Origin of the sequence: Acinetobacter sp. SAAs474 (assembly GCF_032823475.1) — a bacterium.
GTDB lineage: Bacteria > Pseudomonadota > Gammaproteobacteria > Pseudomonadales > Moraxellaceae > Acinetobacter.
This window is the reverse complement of record NZ_CP127915.1, coordinates 1,252,438-1,272,716: the sequence shown is the minus strand read 5'-3', so window position 1 is coordinate 1,272,716 and position 20,279 is coordinate 1,252,438. Positions and strand designations below refer to the sequence as shown.

At 35.0% G+C, this 20,279-nt stretch carries 17 protein-coding genes; 9 read left to right on the top strand and 8 right to left on the bottom strand.

Annotated elements, in window-relative coordinates:
- Positions 1-10: 10 nt before the first annotated feature.
- The gene (tauA, locus tag QSG86_RS06970; RefSeq protein ID WP_317030827.1) at positions 11-1,045 is read right to left on the bottom strand and encodes a taurine ABC transporter substrate-binding protein; all 1,035 of its coding nucleotides are present in this window, start codon (positions 1,043-1,045) and stop codon (positions 11-13) included.
- Positions 1,046-1,717: 672 nt separating this feature from the next.
- Between tauA and QSG86_RS06965 the strand changes: the two genes are divergently transcribed.
- A complete protein-coding gene (locus QSG86_RS06965; RefSeq protein ID WP_317030826.1) occupies positions 1,718-3,520 on the top strand; it encodes an acyl-CoA dehydrogenase C-terminal domain-containing protein in 1,803 nt (600 codons plus the stop codon).
- Between the two features lie 171 nt (positions 3,521-3,691).
- Complete coding sequence (locus tag QSG86_RS06960; protein ID WP_317030825.1) at positions 3,692-5,473, top strand: acyl-CoA dehydrogenase C-terminal domain-containing protein; 1,782 nt, start codon at positions 3,692-3,694, stop codon at positions 5,471-5,473.
- Between the two features lie 165 nt (positions 5,474-5,638).
- On the opposite strand, the gene QSG86_RS06955 is transcribed toward QSG86_RS06960, so the two are convergent.
- Positions 5,639-5,866 (bottom strand): hypothetical protein, encoded by a 228-nt coding sequence (locus QSG86_RS06955; RefSeq protein ID WP_317030824.1) that lies wholly within the window; start codon positions 5,864-5,866, stop codon positions 5,639-5,641.
- Between the two features lie 345 nt (positions 5,867-6,211).
- Between QSG86_RS06955 and QSG86_RS06950 the strand changes: the two genes are divergently transcribed.
- Both QSG86_RS06950 and QSG86_RS06945 read left to right on the top strand, forming a co-directional pair.
- On the top strand, positions 6,212-6,694 hold the full coding sequence (locus QSG86_RS06950; RefSeq protein ID WP_317032694.1) for a phosphate-starvation-inducible protein PsiE: 483 nt from the start codon (positions 6,212-6,214) through the stop codon (positions 6,692-6,694).
- A 319-nt stretch (positions 6,695-7,013) separates the two neighbouring features.
- Positions 7,014-7,460, top strand: coding sequence for a hypothetical protein (locus QSG86_RS06945; RefSeq protein WP_317030823.1), 447 nt, complete (start codon positions 7,014-7,016; stop codon positions 7,458-7,460).
- Between the two features lie 142 nt (positions 7,461-7,602).
- Here the strand turns inward: QSG86_RS06945 and QSG86_RS06940 are convergent, their stop codons facing one another.
- Together QSG86_RS06940 and znuD are read right to left on the bottom strand one after the other, a co-directional pair.
- The gene (locus tag QSG86_RS06940) at positions 7,603-9,066 is read right to left on the bottom strand and encodes a phospholipase D-like domain-containing protein (RefSeq protein WP_317030822.1); all 1,464 of its coding nucleotides are present in this window, start codon (positions 9,064-9,066) and stop codon (positions 7,603-7,605) included.
- 102 nt (positions 9,067-9,168) lie between these two features.
- Complete coding sequence (gene znuD, locus QSG86_RS06935; RefSeq protein WP_317030821.1) at positions 9,169-11,241, bottom strand: zinc piracy TonB-dependent receptor ZnuD; 2,073 nt, start codon at positions 11,239-11,241, stop codon at positions 9,169-9,171.
- Positions 11,242-11,801: 560 nt separating this feature from the next.
- On the opposite strand from znuD, the gene aspS reads away from it, so the two are divergent.
- The 4 genes from aspS (at position 11,802) to QSG86_RS06915 (ending at position 15,626) form a co-directional block, all read left to right on the top strand.
- Positions 11,802-13,586: an aspartate--tRNA ligase gene (gene aspS, locus QSG86_RS06930; protein ID WP_317030820.1), complete on the top strand. Its 1,785-nt coding sequence runs from the start codon at positions 11,802-11,804 to the stop codon at positions 13,584-13,586.
- Positions 13,587-13,715: 129 nt separating this feature from the next.
- The gene (locus QSG86_RS06925) at positions 13,716-13,937 is read left to right on the top strand and encodes a hypothetical protein (RefSeq protein WP_317030819.1); all 222 of its coding nucleotides are present in this window, start codon (positions 13,716-13,718) and stop codon (positions 13,935-13,937) included.
- 23 nt (positions 13,938-13,960) lie between these two features.
- Positions 13,961-14,809, top strand: coding sequence for a lysophospholipid acyltransferase family protein (locus QSG86_RS06920; RefSeq protein ID WP_317030818.1), 849 nt, complete (start codon positions 13,961-13,963; stop codon positions 14,807-14,809).
- A 40-nt stretch (positions 14,810-14,849) separates the two neighbouring features.
- Positions 14,850-15,626 carry a glycosyltransferase family 32 protein gene (locus tag QSG86_RS06915; protein WP_317030817.1) on the top strand — a complete coding sequence of 259 codons (777 nt, stop codon included), beginning with the start codon at positions 14,850-14,852 and terminating at the stop codon, positions 15,624-15,626.
- Between the two features lie 6 nt (positions 15,627-15,632).
- Here the strand turns inward: QSG86_RS06915 and QSG86_RS06910 are convergent, their stop codons facing one another.
- Entirely contained in the window at positions 15,633-16,403 is a 771-nt protein-coding gene (locus tag QSG86_RS06910) for a glycosyltransferase family 25 protein (RefSeq protein WP_317030816.1), read from the bottom strand.
- 119 nt (positions 16,404-16,522) lie between these two features.
- On the opposite strand from QSG86_RS06910, the gene QSG86_RS06905 reads away from it, so the two are divergent.
- The gene (locus QSG86_RS06905) at positions 16,523-17,515 is read left to right on the top strand and encodes a glycosyltransferase family 2 protein (RefSeq protein ID WP_317030815.1); all 993 of its coding nucleotides are present in this window, start codon (positions 16,523-16,525) and stop codon (positions 17,513-17,515) included.
- A 32-nt stretch (positions 17,516-17,547) separates the two neighbouring features.
- Here the strand turns inward: QSG86_RS06905 and QSG86_RS06900 are convergent, their stop codons facing one another.
- The 3 genes from QSG86_RS06900 to QSG86_RS06890 all read right to left on the bottom strand — a co-directional run bounded on the left by QSG86_RS06900 (position 17,548) and on the right by QSG86_RS06890 (position 20,236).
- Positions 17,548-18,315: a glycosyltransferase family 25 protein gene (locus QSG86_RS06900; RefSeq protein ID WP_317030814.1), complete on the bottom strand. Its 768-nt coding sequence runs from the start codon at positions 18,313-18,315 to the stop codon at positions 17,548-17,550.
- 175 nt (positions 18,316-18,490) lie between these two features.
- Positions 18,491-19,255, bottom strand: coding sequence for a glycosyltransferase family 25 protein (locus QSG86_RS06895; protein ID WP_317030813.1), 765 nt, complete (start codon positions 19,253-19,255; stop codon positions 18,491-18,493).
- A gap of 3 nt (positions 19,256-19,258) precedes the next feature.
- Complete coding sequence (locus tag QSG86_RS06890; protein WP_317030812.1) at positions 19,259-20,236, bottom strand: capsular polysaccharide biosynthesis protein; 978 nt, start codon at positions 20,234-20,236, stop codon at positions 19,259-19,261.
- Positions 20,237-20,279 lie beyond the last annotated feature (43 nt).

Genomic DNA, 20,279 nt, shown 5'->3' with positions numbered 1-20,279 from the left:
AAACTTATCCTCAAGGCTTTAAAAACAGTGAATTGAGGTTGGCCTGATAATCATCTTTAACACGATCAATCTTGCCCTGAGACTTCAAAAACGTTGCTGTATCAAAAATATTACGCGCAAAAGTCTTCTGTAAAATATCCAGCTGTTGTGCTTGATTCAGATAGATATTTCCAGCCAACAGTAATGGAATATCATTTGGTTGAGAGCCTGTTAATGCTGCAATTTTTTCGATGTAATCTGTACGTTTCTCAAATGCTTTAGGATTTTGATTATATTCATTAATTTTAGCTAAAGAGCTCTGAACAAAGGCCTTTAAAAATTCAGGATTTTTCTCTGCAAAATCTTGTCGTACTGCCCATAAATCAAATGTTGGTGCGCCCCAATCTGCAACTTGTTGTGAATCTGTCAGCACTTTTCCTGACAACAATGCTTTACTTAAAGCAGGCTCCCAAACATAAGTCGCATCAATATCTCCACGTTGCCATGCAGCAGAAATTTCGGATGGTCGCAAATTAATAATGTTCACTTGTGATGGTGCAATATTCCAATGTTTTAATGCCGAAAGTAGACTGTAATGTGCTGTAGAAACAAAAGGAACTGCGATGGTTTTACCAATTAAATCTTTTGCTTGGGTAATACCAGATCGATGGCTAACAACTAAGGCTTCTGAATGACCTAGTTTTGCTGCAATAAAAAAAACAGCAATAGGAACATCACGACTCACGGCTGCTGTAAACGGGCTGGTACCCAAATTACCAATATCAACATCACCAGATGCTAAAGCATTGACCACATCAGCACCTGTATCAAATTTTTTCCACTCAATTTCACGTTGACTATTTTTTTCATAATCGCCATTGGCTTGCGCTACTTTGCTGGGATCGACTCCAGTTTGATAAGCAATCACAACTGGTTTTTCAGATGATGTCGATACATGTTTGATCTGTTGATTCTGGGCATGTTGCGTGTTTTGAAAATATACAAATGCTGTTAATGCAATAATGACAATGGCCGTTACAATTAACGGTTTTGATTTATTACTCACTTTACTTTCCACTTAACACAACAACGACTTACTATGCTAAACATTTAGTTTTTTTATGAAAAATAAATAAATCTACTTTAATTATTCCTTTTATATATTTAGCAAAATATGCATTGATTATCTCAAAATTGAATAATGATCAAAGATATGATCCATAACCCCAGCTTACTGAGAAGACAGATTTAAATCGAAAATATAAAATTCATAGCACCTTAGTGCTTTTTTAAAGCTTTAGCATCAATTTTGTAAAGATGATATAAGAATCACTTTTATAGTCATAATCATGAAGAATATAAACTTTTTTATTGCTGTACTTCAGCATCATTAAAATCTATTTACGTTTTTTAACTATTTGTTTCTAATAAAACTATATAAGCTAAAACAAATAATTGATTGGGCAGATAATTGATTTATTGATATCGCAATAACTATTTTTTAAAAACTGTAAATAAGGATTAAAAAAGGAAAATTATTATTGTGATCATGATGATGCATCTTAAATTACAAGTTTTTTTTATTGACTTTGCAGTCACTCAGAAACCGTACAGAAACGCTTGTACCTTACTATGAGATGTTGCACGATTAAGCCCATACCAATACATGCGATATACAGCATATAAAATATTTTTTTAGGATGAAAACGCTGGTTTAACCAGTATTGAGGAAAACGATATGCCACAATACAAAGCGCCTTTACGTGATATGCAATTTGTTTTGCATGAGCTTTTAAATATTGAAGAACATTATGAAAAATTACCTGAATTTCAAGGTAATGTTAGCCGTGAATTGGTCGATCAATATTTAGAAGCCGCTGCGGACTTCTGTGAAAATGAACTTTCTCCTCTCAACCAGGTGGGTGACCGTGAAGGCTGCTCCTGGAATGATGGTGTAGTAACCACACCTACCGGGTTTAAAGCAGCCTATGAAAAATATATTGAGTTGGGTTTTCCATCACTTTCTGCTGAAGAACAATATGGTGGACAAGGCTTACCAAACTCATTAGCAACCGTTATTTCCGAAATGGTTGGAACTGCAAACTGGGCTTGGGGAATGTATCCAGGTTTATCTCATGGTGCCATACGTACACTTGAGTATCATGGTTCAGCAGAACAAAAAGAAAAGTACCTGCCAAAACTGATTTCAGGAGAATGGACAGGTACTATGTGTTTAACTGAGTCTCAAGCAGGATCTGACTTAGGTATTATTCGTACCAAAGCAGAGCCTCAAGCAGATGGTAGCTATGCAATTTCTGGCGAGAAGATATTTATCTCTGCTGGTGAACATGATATGGCTGAAAATATTATCCATATCGTACTTGCGCGTCTTCCTGGTGCACCGAAAGGAACCAAAGGAATTTCGCTGTTTATTGTCCCAAAATTTAATGTCAATGCAGATGGCTCTCTAGGTGAGCGTAATGCGGTACATTGTGGTTCAATCGAACATAAAATGGGAATCCATGGTAATGCAACTTGCGTACTGAATTTTGATCAGGCAAAAGGCTTTTTGATCGGTCCTGAAAACCGCGGTTTAAACTGTATGTTTACCTTTATGAATACCGCACGTATTGGTACAGCAGTTCAAGGACTCTCTGCATCTGAAAGTTCATTCCAAGGTGCACTGGCATATGCTAAAGAACGTTTAGCCATGCGCTCTCTTGCTGGTCCTAAAGCACCAGATAAAGAAGCAGATCCGATTATTGTTCATCCTGCCGTACGTAATATGTTGCTAACACAAAAAGCATTTGCTGAAGGTGGCCGTGCATTGGTGTATTTGTTGGCACTCTATGCGGATGTGGTTGAAAAAGGTGCAACTGAAGAAGAGCGTAAATTTGCTGACAATATTTTGTCACTACTGACACCTATTGCTAAAGCCTTTTTAACAGAAACAGGCTTTGAAGCTGCAAATCATGGTGTTCAGGTCTTTGGTGGACATGGCTTTATTTCTGAACATGGCATGGAACAAATTGTCCGTGATACTCGTATTGCATGTTTATATGAGGGAACCACAGAGATCCAAGCCCTAGATCTATTAGGTCGTAAAGTTTTGGGTACACAAGGTGCAATGCTCAAAGACTTTACCAAAATTATTTATAAGTTTACCGAAGCCAATAAAGATAATGCAGCAATGCAAGAATTTATCGAACCATTAGCAGCACTCAATAAAGAATGGGGCGATCTCACCATGCAAATTGGCATGCGTGCCATGAAAAACCCTGAGGAAGTCGGTGCCGCTGCTGTTGATTATTTATATTTTGCAGGCTATGTCACATTAGCTTATCTCTGGGCACGTATGGCATTAACTGCACAGCAGCAATTGGCTGCCGGCTCAACAGAGGTTGATTTTTATCAGGCAAAAATCACCACTGCCCGTTTCTACTTCAAGAAAATTCTGCCACGTGTACGTTCACATGTCGAAGTGATTGCAACAGGTCTGGCACCCTTGATGGAACTCGATGCAGAACATTTCGCATTCTAAATTTCTTGTTATAACCAATCATAAAAGGACAGCCAATACGTTGGCGGTCCTTTTCCATATCAGAATCATAGCTAAAATTAATTTTGCGTCGTCTTATGTCTAATGCTATATATTTTTTTATTTTAGACTGATCAAGATTAAACGCAGTAAACAATAAAGAGATGAAAAACTATGCCAATCTATCATGCCCCTTTAACAGATATGAAATTTATCTTAAATGATGTTTTCAATGCCGCTGAATTTTGGCAAGCCAATCCAAAGCTGGCACATTTAGATCAAGCAACTGCTGAAGCCATTTTAGAAGAAATGGCTAAATTTGCACAAAATGTTACTTTACCGTTAAACCGTTCAGGAGATGAAGAAGGGGCAAAATATCAAGATGGTCATGTGACAACACCTGCAGGCTTTAAAGAAGCATTTCAACAATATGGCGATGCTGGCTGGATCGGTTTGGGTGCTGATGCCGAATGGGGCGGTCAGGAAATGCCTAAAATGCTTACGGTATTATCAGATGAAATGCTTTTCGCAACCAATCCTGCTTTTATGCTCTATCCGCTCCTTTCAGTGGGTGCAGGAATGGCTTTAAACAGCTATGCATCTGAAGAACAAAAACAAACGTATTTGCCTAAAATTTATAGCGGAGAATGGTCGGGTACCATGTGTCTCACAGAGCCACATGCAGGAACTGATTTAGGAATAATTAAAACCAAAGCTGAACCCAATACAGATGGTAGTTATAAGATCACAGGAACCAAAATTTTCATTACTGGTGGCGATCATGATCTAACCCAGAATATCATTCATTTGGTTTTAGCAAAAACACCAAATGCCCCAGCAGGCTCACGTGGTATCTCATTATTTATCGTACCAAAATTTCTGGTCAATCCAGATGGCTCTCTCGGTGCACGCAATCATGTTGGGCCAGGTTCAATTGAGCATAAAATGGGAATTAAAGCCTCAGCAACCTGTGTCATGAATTTTGATGGTGCAACAGGTTATTTGGTAGGTAAAGAAAATGAAGGCCTTGCCGCAATGTTTGTGATGATGAACTATGAGCGTCTTTCTATGGGAATTCAAGGCTTAGGTGCATCCGAATTTGCCTATCAAAATGCTGCCCAATATGCGATTGACCGTTTACAAGGTCGTAGTCCGACTGGTGCTGAATATCCAGAGAAACCTGCTGACCCAATTATCGTACATCCGGATGTACGTCGTATGTTATTAAATGTGCGTGCTAATAATGAAGCATCGCGTGCTTTTGCAGTCTATGTGGGTCAACAACTGGATATCACAAAATTTTCAACCGATTCAGAAGCCATAAAATATGCCAATAATCGTGTTGCATTATTAACACCGATTGCAAAAGCTTATTTAACAGATACGGCATTACAAGCAACACTAGATGCACAAATGTGTTTTGGCGGTCATGGTTATATTCGTGAATGGGGTATGGAACAATGTGTCCGTGATCTACGTATTGCTCAAATTTATGAAGGGACTAATGGTGTGCAGTCACAGGATTTAATTGGTCGTAAAACCATTAAATGTCAGGGCGAATTTATCAATGAGTATATTCATGAAATACGTGATTTCACCAATAACTTAGATGCTGATTTAAACTTTATTAAAGATGCAACCTTAGACGCAGCAACGGAAATCGAATCAGTTACTCAATATATTTTAGATGCAGCTGCTGAGAATGCCGATTTTGCAAACCTAGCAGCAGTGGATTATTTACATGCAGTAGGTCTGTTGAGTTTTTCATATATGTTTGCACGTATTGCAAATGCAGCAAAAGCACATGAAGGTGATTTTTATCAAAATAAAATTACCCTTGCAATTTATTTTGTACAACGTATTTTACCTGAATTATCGGTTCGCATTAGTAAAATCAAGGCTGGACCAGAAGTGACGATGAGTTTTTCTGAAGACTATTTTATCAGTCAAAGCTAATCACAATAAAAGTGATCCTTGATAATTGCACTGTATTTATTTTGAGATAAATACATGATTAATGTGCATGCAACCGCATCAATACTTAACAAAACGCCTGATTTTATTCAGGCGTTTTTTAAAAGTATGGGCTAAAGTCAATCTATAGCTGCTACATCATGTTGACTATAGTGACAGTGAATCTGCAATCTTTTGTAACATAAGTGAGTGTATAACGTTCTTTCCAGCCTGCGCTTGCTGCTGAACATTGATAATTCGAATCACACCAACTGCCTCAAGTGCATCACATAATGTCATGATATTTTGCATAGTATCAGGCTCAATACCACTGCCCAAAATTAACTTTTGACCTATTTTTAATTGATAGATTTTATTCTCAATGGTATCCAACATTTTTTATTTCCTATTTTTAAATTGTGATCCACGCAATTAAACTAACATAAAAACAAAAAGTAACCAAAAAATTTTATAAATCCCACCTTACGTGATGTTATGTGCATGGAATTTGCTTAAGATTCAATAGTATCTATTCCCAGCCTAATCATGATCTGCCACTCATCCAACTCAAGATTAGTCTATAAAGGTAATAAGATGTGATGAATATTGCATAAAATGTCGACAAAACAGGCTTAAAAATACATAAAGTCTGCAGCATAAACAGATGAGAAACAAATTCTGTGCAAATTCTACATAACACCAGCTTATTGAGAACAAAGGATGCCTATGACACAGCCTAAAATGAAAAACAATACCATTGAAAGAATCCTTGATCGCTTTGGAAATATTGCAGTTGAAAGCTTTCATTACATTACGCTATTTATTATTGGCTGTATGGTTGTTTGGTCTGCTGGCCATACCGTAATTGAGATATTTACGGTTAAGAAATTTGCCAGTATTGATGACATCTTACTGCTTTTTATTTATCTTGAACTCGGTGCAATGGTTGGCATTTATTTTAAGACCAATCATATGCCAGTCAGATTCTTAATCTATATTGCAATTACTGCACTCACACGCCTGCTGATTGCAGATATTCAACATGATCATAAAGCCGATATGGGCCTTGTTATTACGACAGGATCCATTTTAATTTTAGCATTTGCAATTTTGGTGGTCCGTTTTTCTTCATGGACTTATCCATCTGTCATTCGAAATAAACATACTGAAAAACCATTAGCTGAGGGCAAAACACCACGTCCACAAGATGATGAATTGGCTTAGTATTATCTCTCACCGTTCTCAGGGACGGTGATGACTATCACACATCACATCATCCCCCATCTAAAGGTAAAACTTCGCCCTTAATGCACGCTTTACGATAATTTTATCGCTGATAAAAACCAGCCTTGCGCATAAAGAAATCGTTTGTTTTAGGTGACTTATTACCATATACCCGCCCCCTTATAGCGCGTCAATAGTCTGTCAGAAAGAATACAATATGATCAATTAATGGTGGTTTTTTTGATCCCGATAAAGCAGGTCATCTTGAATATAAAATAGGATATAATCATTGGACTTTATTTATGGTTGGATTTTTACTGTGTCAGACCTTAGCTTTGAGCGCTTACAGCAATTTTTTGGCAAAATTCCAAGTATTCAAGCAGATCATCTCGACGCTTATGGAACAGATGGGCAAGCTGCTTGGTGGTTTAAATTCAGAATCAATATTGATCATCCTTTAGCATGGCAAACAGTTCAAGAACTTGGTCATGTTTTAAATTATATTTCTAAAAATGAACGCTTACCAACGCAATTTTTACCAGTATCTCCTCCTCCATATATGAATGGTGAGGCAAAACAGTTTCTATCTTGGGTCATTCAATGTAATCATAAAGACTTTCCACCCGATGTAATTTGTGACTGGCTAGAGGCTCGTCTTCCTCAACCTGTAGAAGATGAAGCCCAATGGAAAGTCAAAACAGACATCACAGAATTGGCCAATATGAAAGATGAAGAGCTGGATGCATTAGTTCCACCACATGCTTAAGGTATATATACATATTTCAGCATCCTTAGTAGGATTACAGCAGATTGTCTGTAATCCTATCAAATCGAGTAACAATATCAGGGTTTAAACTCATTCCTATGGATATGGTCAAATGACTTAATACATAGCACTGTTATGGTCATTAAAAAGTCGACCAACCACTCCACTCCATAAATCGATAAACCCAGTATTTAAATTGCGACTCATCTGCATATTTTGCATAATCAACACTGATATTACGTCCATTTAAATTAAGCCATGCCGTATTAAAATAACGCTGTGCATCAACAAATACAGGTGCCTTTACTGTACCAATAACACGTAAATCAGTTTCTAAATTATAATTTTTTAAATTACGTGCAGTAAAATTGGCCGATCCTAAAATCAGTTCCGCATCTTGCTTATTCCATTTTAAAATCATTTTGCCATGACACTGTTCACCCTGTGTATTACACCAACGGACATCAACTCCCGCTTGATGTAATTCCATGGCAACCTGACGATTGGGTATGCCATTTTTCTCTCGTCCAAATGCATCTTTATTCGGATCTAATAAGATACGTAATTTCACGCCACGTGCTTTTGCCGCGATTAAAGCTTGAATAATTTGACGCTCTGATAAATAAAACATCGTTAAATCAATATGGTCTTCAGCTTTCGCTGAGCTGATTAACGACAAAACTTGTTTTAAAATGGCTTGTTCTGTTAAGACCTGAACTTGTGGTAACGTTTGATCTGTGGCAAATTCACCGATAATCAAGCTGGAAATATCACCTTGTGACATTTGTGCGACAGTCCGCTCAGTTTGCAAGACATCAACAGCAGTATAACCATCGACCAACAATGCCACATTAGAGTGTCGAGAACTCCCATCATGAGGATTCATTGACGAAACCAATGTTTTCCAACCGTCAACCGTATTGACCACCATGGTTTTTCTATGATTTGCTTTAAAATTCAGTAAGTTAAAATAGCTTCTTAGCGTGACTTTTCCTTCACCGACAGGATTTGCCAACCAACCTTTATCAGAATTATTTCCTACGCCTTGACAACACATATACCAAAGTGCAGACCATGTCGGATTAGATGCTCTTAATGGCACTAAATTTGTTTCGATGACATCAATACCATTTTGCCGTAATTGACGATAATGCTCAGGAGCAATACCGCCATAAACTGAATTAATTGGATCGGTAATCAATTTAATTTCAATATGAGGATAATCACGCTTTTTTTGTATCAAAGCTTGAGTTAATGTTGCTGTTAGTTTGCTTTGTTGCTGCTGTGAAGTACCCACATTTTGATTAAATAAAAACATATCTAACACAATCATGGATTGGGCTTGATCAATCAGTTGCAACATTTGTTTAAAAATTTGCTGATCGACTTGAGATTTTCCCTGCTGATCAACATAACTTTGATCGGCCAAAAACTGTACCTGTGCATGACGTAATTTACCTGTATAGTCCAAACCTTGTGGTAATGGTTTATAGGTATGATAAATCGCAGAGGCCAAATAAGTCAGCAAAATCGCTGCAACAACCAGCATGATATATTGACGAGTAGACCAATTTAGTTTGTGGTGAATTTTTTGAAAAATACGCATAAGAAAAAACCTAACCCAATATACTCAGGCTAGGTTTTCTTCCATCAGTTTTCAAGTGCTTTTATGTCTGATTCAATAAAATATCCAATAAATGAATGAATTTTAAAAACCAAATTCAACACCTATCGTAAAATTTCGTCCAACTTGTGGAATATTGGCCAAGAAAGATGCATGTTGATAAACCTCTTGATCCAATAGATTATTCGCATTGAAATAGACACGATAATCTTGATTTACACCATATTTAGCCTGATAACTCAAACCTAAATTAACCATCTCGTAGCTAGGAGTATCTTGTTCAAAAGCACTGATTCGATCTTGCTTAAAGGCATGATAGTATTCGGCCATTGCCTTCCAGCCATCAAAAAAGTCAACATTAACCTTGGTCCCTAAACGTCCTGCAGGTACCCGTGGTGCATTTTGTCCATCGATCTTGCCACGTACCATATCACCAAAAACACTCAGCTTATAAGCATCAGTGAGTTGATACGAAGCTTGTGCTTCTGCACCATAAAATTGAGCTTTATCTTGCGTATAATCAACTAAACGAAAATTACCTTGCTGTGCCGTTGTTGCGGCATAAATATAGTTTTGATACCAATTGTGATACACATTAAGATGATAATCCAACTGTTCTCCAGCATAATGCCAACCAATTTCTAAATTATTTGATTTTTCAACATCAAGATTTTCATTACCTCGTTCATAGGTATTGGTGGCTAAATGTATACCATTGGCATACAACTCCTGTGCCAAAGGTAAGCGTTGTTGATGTGACCCTGTCAATGACAAGGTATAGTCTGGCATCAATTGCCAACTCACTGCTGCTGATGCTGAAAGTGCATGATCATTATTATCTTTCTGATTAGAATCAATCTTAATCTGTTGTTGATCTGCACGTGCACCTAGCTCAAAATAAAAATCATTGAGTCGCTTATGCTCTAAAGCAAACACACTCCATTTTCTGGTCTGTGTGGGATTAAGTAAACGCTCAGTCCCTGTAATATCCAATTTTTGTTGATTATACTGAGTACCAATGACGCCTTCCCAGCCTGCAACGGGTTGATGTACCAATTCAACTCGCCCATCATATGCTTTACTTTTAAAAGTAGTTCCAATGATATTTTGATCAATTTCATCATGTTGGTAATCTGTATAACTACTATGTACACGCAGCTTACTCCAACCCTGTAATGGATCAGTCAGCTCCGCACGTACATCATAACGTTTAGATTTTAAATTGACCCATGGACCTGCATCATGTTCATGGCTATCCGTCTCTTCATCATCATGACCATGTTCATGGCCATGTCCATGATCGCCACAATATAGGGTATTGGCGTGAGGATGACATGATTCATATTCATGACTATGTCCAGGTAAGCCATACTGGTCTTGACGATGGGTATAAGCTGCACCAATAAAGCCACGTTCACCAATCCATGCACTACCAATACTGAATGTTTCACCTTTAGCAAAGGTGTCAGGTACACGACGTTCAACATCAACATGACCATCATGTTGTTGCTGATAATTCGGCGTAATATAGTCATTGGCATGACGCTTTAAACCTTCAAGACGTAAAGCAAACTGTTGGCCTAAACCTACAGTAACACCACCTGCTGCCAATTTTTCATCACTGCCACTGTTATAACGTAAAGCAACTTTTCCTTCATAACCTTGTGCTGGCATTTGTGTTGGAATCTTCTGATCCGTGACATTCACCAGTCCACCTACAGTCCCTGCACCATATAGTAACGTAGAAGGTCCGCGAATAATTTCAATTTGCTGTGCCAAGATAGGATCAACGGTAATGGCATGATCGGGCGATAGTGCAGAAACATCTGCAGGCTCAGAAGCATGTTGTAAGACTTTCACACGTGGCCCATCTTGACCACGGATAACAGGACGACTTGATCCAGCTCCAAACTGATTAGAGGATATACCGAGTTCGTGACCAAGTGCCTCACCAATTGTACTTGCACCTTGTGATAATTTAGATTGATCAATCACATGATCTAAAGCTGCAAAATCTACAGGCGTTTGAATCAATGGATGAGCTTGTAGCTGAATGGTTGCGAGTTTTTTCGTATCGTCCAGTGCTGTATCTGCCCATAATGCTGAAGAGCTCAATGATAAAATGGTTAAGGTAATGAGGTTCTTGTTGAAATACATTGGTGTAGCTCAAGATGACTGATCAAAATGATATATTATAACATTTCATCTTGTTTGCAAGTCCTATTATGCTGGCATTCTGATGGCTAGGCAGATTGTGATCTAAATATGACTATCATCCATTTTGATATCGCTAAATTGTATTTTTATGCCATGTCTTAATATTTAATATGTTGATATATCTTGTATTTAATCAATTTTCTATCACCTAAGCATTGTATTTAGAGATAGCGCATCATTGATCAATATGACAAATCCATCGCCATTATTATTTAAAATTATATTTAACGTAAATATTGTCTGATGATTTAATTCAATTGATTCTATATTGGTCAGTATTATCAATTCAAATCATCTACCGCAGCGTGATTGTCGATTAAAAATATAAAAAGATCAGTGCTGATCAACAATGACTGATTGATTTTATTCCTTTTATTGGAGTTTTTTGATCTAGTTCTTGTGGCACAACGACCAAAGAGGCATAATCTTCGTTTAATTAAAGGCAGTACGCTGTTTACGTATGTGCTTTCCTTAACCCATATAGTTGGATTTTATACGCTATGATGCGAACTCATTACTGTGGTTCTTTAACCGAAGCTCAAATTGACCAAACCGTAACATTATGCGGTTGGGTACATCGTCGTCGTGATCACGGTGGTGTTATTTTTTTAGATATGCGTGATCGTGATGGTCTAGTTCAAGTAGTCATTGATCCAGATACTCCTGAAGCCTTTGCTACTGCTGATAAGGCACGTTCAGAATTCGTACTAAAAATTACAGGCCGTGTACGTCGCCGTTATGCTGGTACTGAAAATGCCAATATGGTGAGTGGTCAAATTGAAGTTTTGGGTAAAGAAATTGAAGTTCTTGCTCAGTCAGAAACACCGCCATTCCCACTGAATGATGATAATACCAATATCTCAGAAGAAGTCCGTTTAAAATATCGTTTCTTGGACATTCGCCGTCCAGAAATGTTAGACCGTTTACGTTTCCGTTCAAAAGTAACTAACCTGATCCGTAATTACTTTGAAGAACATGGTTTTCTTGATGTAGAAACACCAATTTTAACTCGTGCAACACCTGAAGGTGCACGTGATTATTTGGTCCCAAGCCGTGTTTCTAATGGTAGTTTTTATGCTTTACCACAATCACCACAATTATTTAAACAGTTATTGATGGTTGGTGGTATTGATCGTTACTATCAAATTGCTAAATGCTTCCGTGATGAAGACTTACGTGCAGACCGTCAGCCAGAATTTACTCAAATCGATGTTGAAACATCATTTATGAGTGATGACGATATTATGGACTTTATGGAAGGCATGACCGTGAAGATGTTCGATGAACTTCTTGGGGTAAAATTTGCTAAATTCCAACGTATGACCTATGCTGATGCCATGCGTGATTATGCATCAGATAAGCCAGATCTTCGTATTCCGTTAAAATTAGTTGATGTTGCTGATTTAATGCAAGATGTAGAATTTAAAGTCTTTGCAGGACCAGCAAAAGATCCAAAAGGTCGTATTGTTGCGCTTCGCGTACCGGGTGCTGCTGCTTTACCACGTAGTGCAATTGATGAATATACTAAATTCGTCGGTATTTATGGTGCTAAAGGCTTGGCCTATATTAAAGTCAATGAACTTGAAAAAGGAATCGAAGGCCTGCAATCTCCAATCGTTAAATTTATTGAGCCAATTGTGCTTGATCTATTAAAACGTGTTGGTGCTGAAAATGGTGATATCGTCTTCTTTGGCGCGGACAAAGCGAAAGTCGTTAATGATGCAATGGGTGCACTTCGTGTCAAAATTGGTCATGATATGAAGTTAGCAACATGTGAATGGGCACCACTTTGGGTAGTTGACTTCCCAATGTTTGAAGAAACTGATGATGGCAAATGGACCTCTGTACACCATCCATTTACATTACCAAAATCTAGCGTTGAAGATGTTAAAAACAACCCAGGTGCAGCATTATCTGTAGCTTATGATATGGTATTAAATGGCACCGAAATTGGCGGTGGTTCATTACGTATCTATACGCTAGAAATGCAAAAAGCGATCTTTGAAGCACTGGGCATTTCTGAAGAAGAAGCGGAAGAGAAGTTTAGCTTCTTATTAAATGCACTACGCTATGGTGCACCTCCTCATGGCGGTCTCGCATTTGGTCTAGATCGCTTAATCATGTTAATGACAGGTGCATCTTCTATTCGTGATGTAATTGCATTCCCGAAAACAAAGACAGCAGAATGTCCATTAACACAAGCACCAGCACCTGTAGAGGCAAATCAATTACGTGATTTAGGCATCCGCTTACGTGAAAAACCAAAGGCAGAACCTCAAGCATAAATACCATGATTGAGGCTTAGATCCAGAAAAACCCTGTAGCGATGTTGCAGGGTTTTTTTATTTCATTGAGATCATTATTCAGCAATGGCATAATAACGCTTTATTTTCTCCTTTGCTGTGAGCGTTGTTATGGCTATGCGTCCTGAAGTTCGTCGTCGTGCAATTGTATTAATCGTATTTGCAGTCGTGCAATGGATTTTCATGCGTTATATTCTAGATAACCAGTTATTTAACCTCACGACCTATAATCGTATCGTTATTTTCTGTGTGAGCAGTCTTGGTGGTGCTTTACTCATCTTTGTCGGCTTGATTTATATGGTACTGAAAGGTAATGCTGATCATCGTTCATAATGCACCTAATTTAATCTAATTTTATGTACCATTTACTCAAATTTTTTGCACTATTACCACTGCTCTTTATCCAGTTTTTAGCGAAACTGGTGGGCTGGTGTTTATATACATTTAAATCATCTGCGAAAACCACCACATCCAATAATCTAAAAATTGCCTATCCGACGCTAAATACCACGCAACATGAGGCTCTAGTCAAACTTAATTTACAGCATCAATGCATGACCTATGCAGAATCGATTAAAGTTTGGGGCGCATCCACTGATTTTGCATTACAACAAATTAAACAGGTGCACCATGCAGAGATTTTTTTTAATGCACTTAAAAATCCGCACGGCACTTTAGCGATTGTGCCACACTTTGGTAATTGGGAACTGATGAATGCTTGGGTTAATCAATATACTTGCCCTGTCATTATGTATAAACCCAGCAAAAATAAAGACCTGAATCGTTTTATGTTAGAAGCCAGACAACGCCTAAATGCAACACTGGTACCCACAGATGATACTGGTGTCAGGGCTTTATTTAAACATTTAAAATCTGGTGGTTTTTCTGCTATTTTACCCGATCATGTACCCAAAGCTTCCGGTGGTATTTATTCGCCTTTTTATGGCAAACAAGTTCTTTCCCCGATCTTATTATCAAAACTTGCAGCAAAAACGCAATGTTCCGTGATTGGAATGTATTGCTTAAGAAATCCAGATCTTAAAGGCTTTGATCTCTACTTTACCGAAATTCCTGAACATATCAGTGCTAAAGATCTACAACTTTCTGTAGATACGTTAAATCAAACATTAGAGGCCATGATCAACACGGCACCTGAACAATACTTATGGGGTTATAAACGTTTTAGAAAAACGCTGCATGATTAACCATTATGTATATTTATAAAGTAGAATAGTTAGGATAAATATGATTCCGAAAATTATACATTACTGCTGGTTTGGTGAAAAAAGTATTCCTGAACAGCAACAATATTATATAAATGAATGGCAAAATAAATGTCCAGAATGGGAAATCAGGCTATGGAATGAAAATAGCTTTTCTATTGATCAACATCCATTTGTCTTAAGTGCTTATCAACAAAAAAAATATGCTTTTGTATCAGACTATGTTCGTGTTTGGGCACTACATAATTTTGGTGGAGTTTATTTAGATACAGATGTTGAACTTAAACATAGCTTAAATGATTTTTTACAATGTGAAGCATTTAGTTGTATTGAAGCACCTGGTATTGGTTTTACTTCTGCAGTATGGGGAAGTTGTCCACAACATTCACTTACCCAAAGGATGTTAGCTTATTACGAAAACAAAGATTTTAATATCTCTGAACCTGCCAATACAATAACAATTAGTGCTATCTTAGAAAATGATTATCATATTAATCCTTATAATAACAATAACCAAATTGGCAAAGATCAAAAAAATACGATTCATATATATGCGTCGCATTACTTTTGTCTTGACTTACCGATGAATTATGCTTCACATCATTTTATTGGCTCATGGATAGATAATAATAAAAATCATAGTTATAAAGATATGATCCATTCGCACTATTATTCAAATAAACTTCTTGATAAAAACATATTGAATAATAAAAATTTTTTAAAAGAATTAGCAAATCAAATTAATTTTTATAATCTTATCAAAATCATTAGATATTATATAAAATCTAAATTCAGGTAGAATACTCTACCTGAATTTAATCTTTCGTTTCCATATTTTATAATGTAAATTATATAGTTGAAAAAATAATCTTAAAATTTCTCTACGCACTTTACAGAGTATCCCATATTTAATGGAAATATTATTAATCTCTTTATTTTGCCTAATTTCTCTTTCATGTTGTAAACCACTTAAAAAATTAATATTTTCTTTATTATATATAAAATCTTGAATACATAATGCTGGAAACATTTGATATACATCATGATTAGCAATATATTTTTCAAAAATAATATTATCAATAGGCGTTATTTCTTGAAGGCTCCTAATATAATCAAGTATATTTTTAGCCCCCTGCTTGAATATAATATATCCACCCGTTCCTAGATGTCGTTCCTTAAGTGCATATAATTTTCTTTTATTATTAATTTTAATCTTAGAATGTAATTTAATCATAACATCATCAGCAAATGCTTCTATTTTTAAAATATCAACATTTTGAGGAATCCAATCACTCATTGATAAGAAATAGTTTGCATCCTCTGCTAAAAAAATATCATCTTCAAAAATAGCAATATAATCTAAATTTTCATCTAACATTTTTTTCCATAGAGCAGCATGACTTAGCAAACAGCCCTTTTCTCCTCCTGTTAAATTAGTATTTATTAAGGGTATAGATAATTGTTCTGATAATTCATCTACTTTATTAGGCTCAATCGCATCAAAATAGTTGAATTTTATATTTTTAGATAAAAATTGATTATTAATATGGCTTCGTCTTTTTTGTTCATTTTTCATACTAATTACAAAAATATACATTAACAACTCTCTAATCAATATAAATAAATATAGCTTAATTTTTTATTATATATTATATTAACATTATATTTAAATAAATGTTTAATTATATTAGTTATATGACAATCTTAAGTATTATCATTCCTGTTTATAATGTTGAAAAATATATTACAGAATGTCTAATCAGTATTAGTAATCAAATTTTCAATCAAGAAGTAGAAATCATTTTGATTAATGATGGCTCAACTGATACTTCACTACAACTAATAGAAAAATTTTTATCAAATTTACCAGAAAAAAAAAGAATAGCTTTCAATATAGTAAATACAAAAAATCAAGGTGTTAGTGAAGCTAGAAATACAGGTATACAAATTGCCAAAGGTGAGTATATTACATTTATTGATTCTGATGATTTTATTTTAGAAAATTATTTAACGTCAATTCTTTTAGCCATAGAAAGCAAACCAGATATTATACAATTTAATGCATACTGTTATTTTAGTGAAAATCCTGAAAAAAATTACCATCTTTATCATGATAGTAAATTAAAGTTAATCCAAGGAAACAACACTTTTAATAAAGAATTAAAATATTTAATATTTAATCAAAATGATTGGTTTTCATGGTTACGTGTTTATCATAAAGATCTTTTTAACGATATAAAATTCCCCTCTAATTTATCTCATTTTGAAGATGCATTTATTATTTGTGATATCATGAATCGTGCTAAAACTATATTCCTTATACCTGATTATCTTTATAATTATAGAATTATAAATAATAGTACTACACGAAATATATCATACATTATAAAAGATAAACTTTTAAACAGTTGCGAATTAATCATATTAAAACTAATCAATAGTTGTAAATATAATAAAATATATGGCATACCACTTATCCATTTTTTTAATATTTATATAGAAGAATCTCTAAAATATAAAGGTAAAAAAATTGCTCAACTAAATTATAATAAATTTTCAAATTTAATTTATAACGAAAAAATTCCACCCGAATTAATTAAAAATAAAAAAGAACGATATATATTATCTTTTTTAAAATTAGGTTTTTTTGGTTACTTTTTAGCAAAAAAGTTAAGTAAAATAATATAGTAAAAATTTACTATATTATTTATATTTTTAATTTATTTAAACTCTAAAATTTTCCCAGCACATAATAGTTTAACTTGTTTTATAATACGTGAAATTTCAGCTTTAAATTTAGTCAAACCTTTCTTTTTAAATTTTTTCATTCGCAGCTTACGCTCCTGTAATAAATCACTAGGTAGAGCTAATTTTTTTTCAGGAAAAAGCATCATCTCTTGTATACATAATGCGGGTAACATTTGATAAATATTTAATGATCCATGATTTAAATAAAACTCAAACATCATTTCATCCAATGGAATAAGCTCATAATTTTTAATTAATTCCAAATATGCTGCTGCACCTTTTTGCGACAAAATATAACCAGCTGTACCTAAATTCTTACATTTTAATACTGCAATTTCTCTGCTTGTATTTACAATTTGTTCAGTTTTTCCAAGTAAAATTTTATTAGAAAAAGCTTCTAGTTTAACAATCGCCCAATCTTCTTTTAACCAATCAGATGAAGATAAAAATTGATTAGAATTTTCACCTAAAAAAATATCATCTTCAAAAATAGCCATATAAGGAATATTTTCATCTAACATTTTTTGCCATAATGATACATGGCTCATAAAACATGCTAACTCCCCTCCTGTAATTCGTTCAGAATGGATATCTAGCTGCATTTTTTCTGCAAGCGGTTTGGCATCTTGAGGAGTTAATGCATCAAAAAATTTAAAGTCAATGGAATGCTTGTTAAACTCATGCTCAATGTGCTGACGGCGCTGATCTGCGCTAGTTAAACTAATCACATAATTTTGCATAACAACTAAACATCCACTTCAATATAAAGAACCAACACTATTTAACTTAAATTACTTTGCTAACTTAAGTAGCAATTTAATCATATGATCATACTATTAAATTTTATTGAAATCACATTTATTCAATGATCATCACGATCAATCAATAAAAAGAGAGCACATCATATACAAAGCGCTATTGATTACGTATTAAATTTTTAAATGCATAAAAACGATCACGCCACATACGTTTTTGCTTTTTAAGCTCATAAGAGGTACTACGATTTTCTTTTTGTTTGCGTGAAATTTTTTGAGCAGCCACTGTACCTAAAATATCACTATCTAGTCCAGCAGGTCGAACTAATGCAGGCCAAACAGCTAAACCCTTACCATTTTGGCATAACCAAGATTGGAAAAAAATATCGACAGGTTGGTAAATAGGCTTTGCTTGCTTTAAAAATGCTGCTGCACCTGCTCTAGACCAAATCAATCCCAAGCCACGAATTGGAAAATAATATGCATGCCAAAGCGTAAAATTATTGAATTGTATGATATCTTTAGAAAATTTTTTTTTCTTTGCCGCAATATTGACCAGATACCAATCTAAATTTCGATGTGTATCTAGATAATTAAAAATCGTATTCATCTTTTCAGAAAAATCTGCTGTGATTTGCATATCATCTTCAAGTACGAGTAAATAATCAGCATCCGTAGTGAGAAATTTTTCAGCACAGCCTAGATGACTCAAATAACATCCTAGCTCAGCATTTAATAAACTACGTCCCAGATGTTGCTGTGCTAAATCATCTTGATAATCATCAAACTCAGATAATACTTTACCACGACCATCATATGCAGCAAAACGCTCAAAAGACCAATCGTTTGCATCTAACTGTGCTTTTGCTCGGGTAAGACGCTCTTCACTACCCTCTAAATTAATTAAATAAGTTACAATTTTCATAATTTAATTCGCTATATGAAGTGAAGCTGGCAAAAAATCTGTAAATTTTTCCGACATTGCATTTAATACTTGATCAGCAGCAGGCTGACTAAATTGATCTAAACTTTGAATACAACCGTATTTAATATCTTGATTTTGTATAGCGATAATAAAGTTATCTAAAGTTTGCTCATTTTTTAAATAAGCTAAAGGAAGATCAGGCTTTAAAATTGCTTGCTGCTTTTGAACTTTTAAATGGTTCATTAATGTAATTGGGTTAATTTGCGCCACATTCCTAAATTTAAATTTAAGCTGAGTTTCTAATCGCTGTGGATGCGCCAATAAATAATCTCTTAGAATTTTTCGATCGACAATATGTGGATAATGATGAATCTCAAAAAACTGATTCATACCTAAAATATCTGCACTTAACATTTGAGCAATCATGTGTTTTGGCTGAACAGGTTTGGCAAATTTTGCATGTAAAAATTGACGATATTTTAGTTTAATTTTTAACAACAAGTTACTTTGCCAATGACCATAAACAACCAATTGATTATGCTGTAAAAAATCTTCAATTTTAGCTACTGAATTAAAAAAGAAATCATCATTTAAATAAATAAAATAATCAGATAGACCTCTAATATTCCACAACATACTTTCAATAGAGCGGGTATTAAATGTTGGCAAATACTGTTCATAACCTGTAAAAATTTCGGTATGATCTACTATTCTGATTTTTTGCGTATCACATAAACCTTGTCGAGCAAACTCATCAATCCATTGAGGCTGTTGCTGATCTGTCACAATATAAATATGTCGACAAAATGGCACATACTTTAAAATAGACGCAATATTATAATAAATTTCATTATTACTAGCGAATCTTGTCTCGTTAATAGCATCCGAAGTATCTTGCCCTGTCATATACTGATGGCGTTTTTTTTTGAGTTTGGTATCATGACCATCTACCCATGCAACCACAATATCAATTTCGTGCATTTGCTGTTCCATTTATATCATTAATGATAAGTAATGCTTGTAA

Excerpts from the sequence above, each read along its gene's own strand:
- QSG86_RS06905 (WP_317030815.1), top strand. The coding sequence starts at position 16,523 with ATGACAATCTTAAGTATTATCATTCCTGTTTATAATGTTGAAAAATAT.
- QSG86_RS06955 (WP_317030824.1), bottom strand. The coding sequence starts at position 5,866 with ATGTTGGATACCATTGAGAATAAAATCTATCAATTAAAAATAGGTCAA.
- QSG86_RS06920 (WP_317030818.1), top strand. The coding sequence starts at position 13,961 with ATGTACCATTTACTCAAATTTTTTGCACTATTACCACTGCTCTTTATC.
- QSG86_RS06910 (WP_317030816.1), bottom strand. The coding sequence starts at position 16,403 with ATGAAAAATGAACAAAAAAGACGAAGCCATATTAATAATCAATTTTTA.
- QSG86_RS06900 (WP_317030814.1), bottom strand. The coding sequence starts at position 18,315 with ATGCAAAATTATGTGATTAGTTTAACTAGCGCAGATCAGCGCCGTCAG.
- QSG86_RS06950 (WP_317032694.1), top strand. The coding sequence starts at position 6,212 with ATGAAAAACAATACCATTGAAAGAATCCTTGATCGCTTTGGAAATATT.
- QSG86_RS06940 (WP_317030822.1), bottom strand. The coding sequence starts at position 9,066 with ATGCGTATTTTTCAAAAAATTCACCACAAACTAAATTGGTCTACTCGT.
- aspS (WP_317030820.1), top strand. The coding sequence starts at position 11,802 with ATGATGCGAACTCATTACTGTGGTTCTTTAACCGAAGCTCAAATTGAC.
- QSG86_RS06895 (WP_317030813.1), bottom strand. The coding sequence starts at position 19,255 with ATGAAAATTGTAACTTATTTAATTAATTTAGAGGGTAGTGAAGAGCGT.
- QSG86_RS06965 (WP_317030826.1), top strand. The coding sequence starts at position 1,718 with ATGCCACAATACAAAGCGCCTTTACGTGATATGCAATTTGTTTTGCAT.
- znuD (WP_317030821.1), bottom strand. The coding sequence starts at position 11,241 with ATGTATTTCAACAAGAACCTCATTACCTTAACCATTTTATCATTGAGC.
- QSG86_RS06890 (WP_317030812.1), bottom strand. The coding sequence starts at position 20,236 with ATGCACGAAATTGATATTGTGGTTGCATGGGTAGATGGTCATGATACC.
- QSG86_RS06915 (WP_317030817.1), top strand. The coding sequence starts at position 14,850 with ATGATTCCGAAAATTATACATTACTGCTGGTTTGGTGAAAAAAGTATT.
- QSG86_RS06925 (WP_317030819.1), top strand. The coding sequence starts at position 13,716 with ATGGCTATGCGTCCTGAAGTTCGTCGTCGTGCAATTGTATTAATCGTA.
- QSG86_RS06960 (WP_317030825.1), top strand. The coding sequence starts at position 3,692 with ATGCCAATCTATCATGCCCCTTTAACAGATATGAAATTTATCTTAAAT.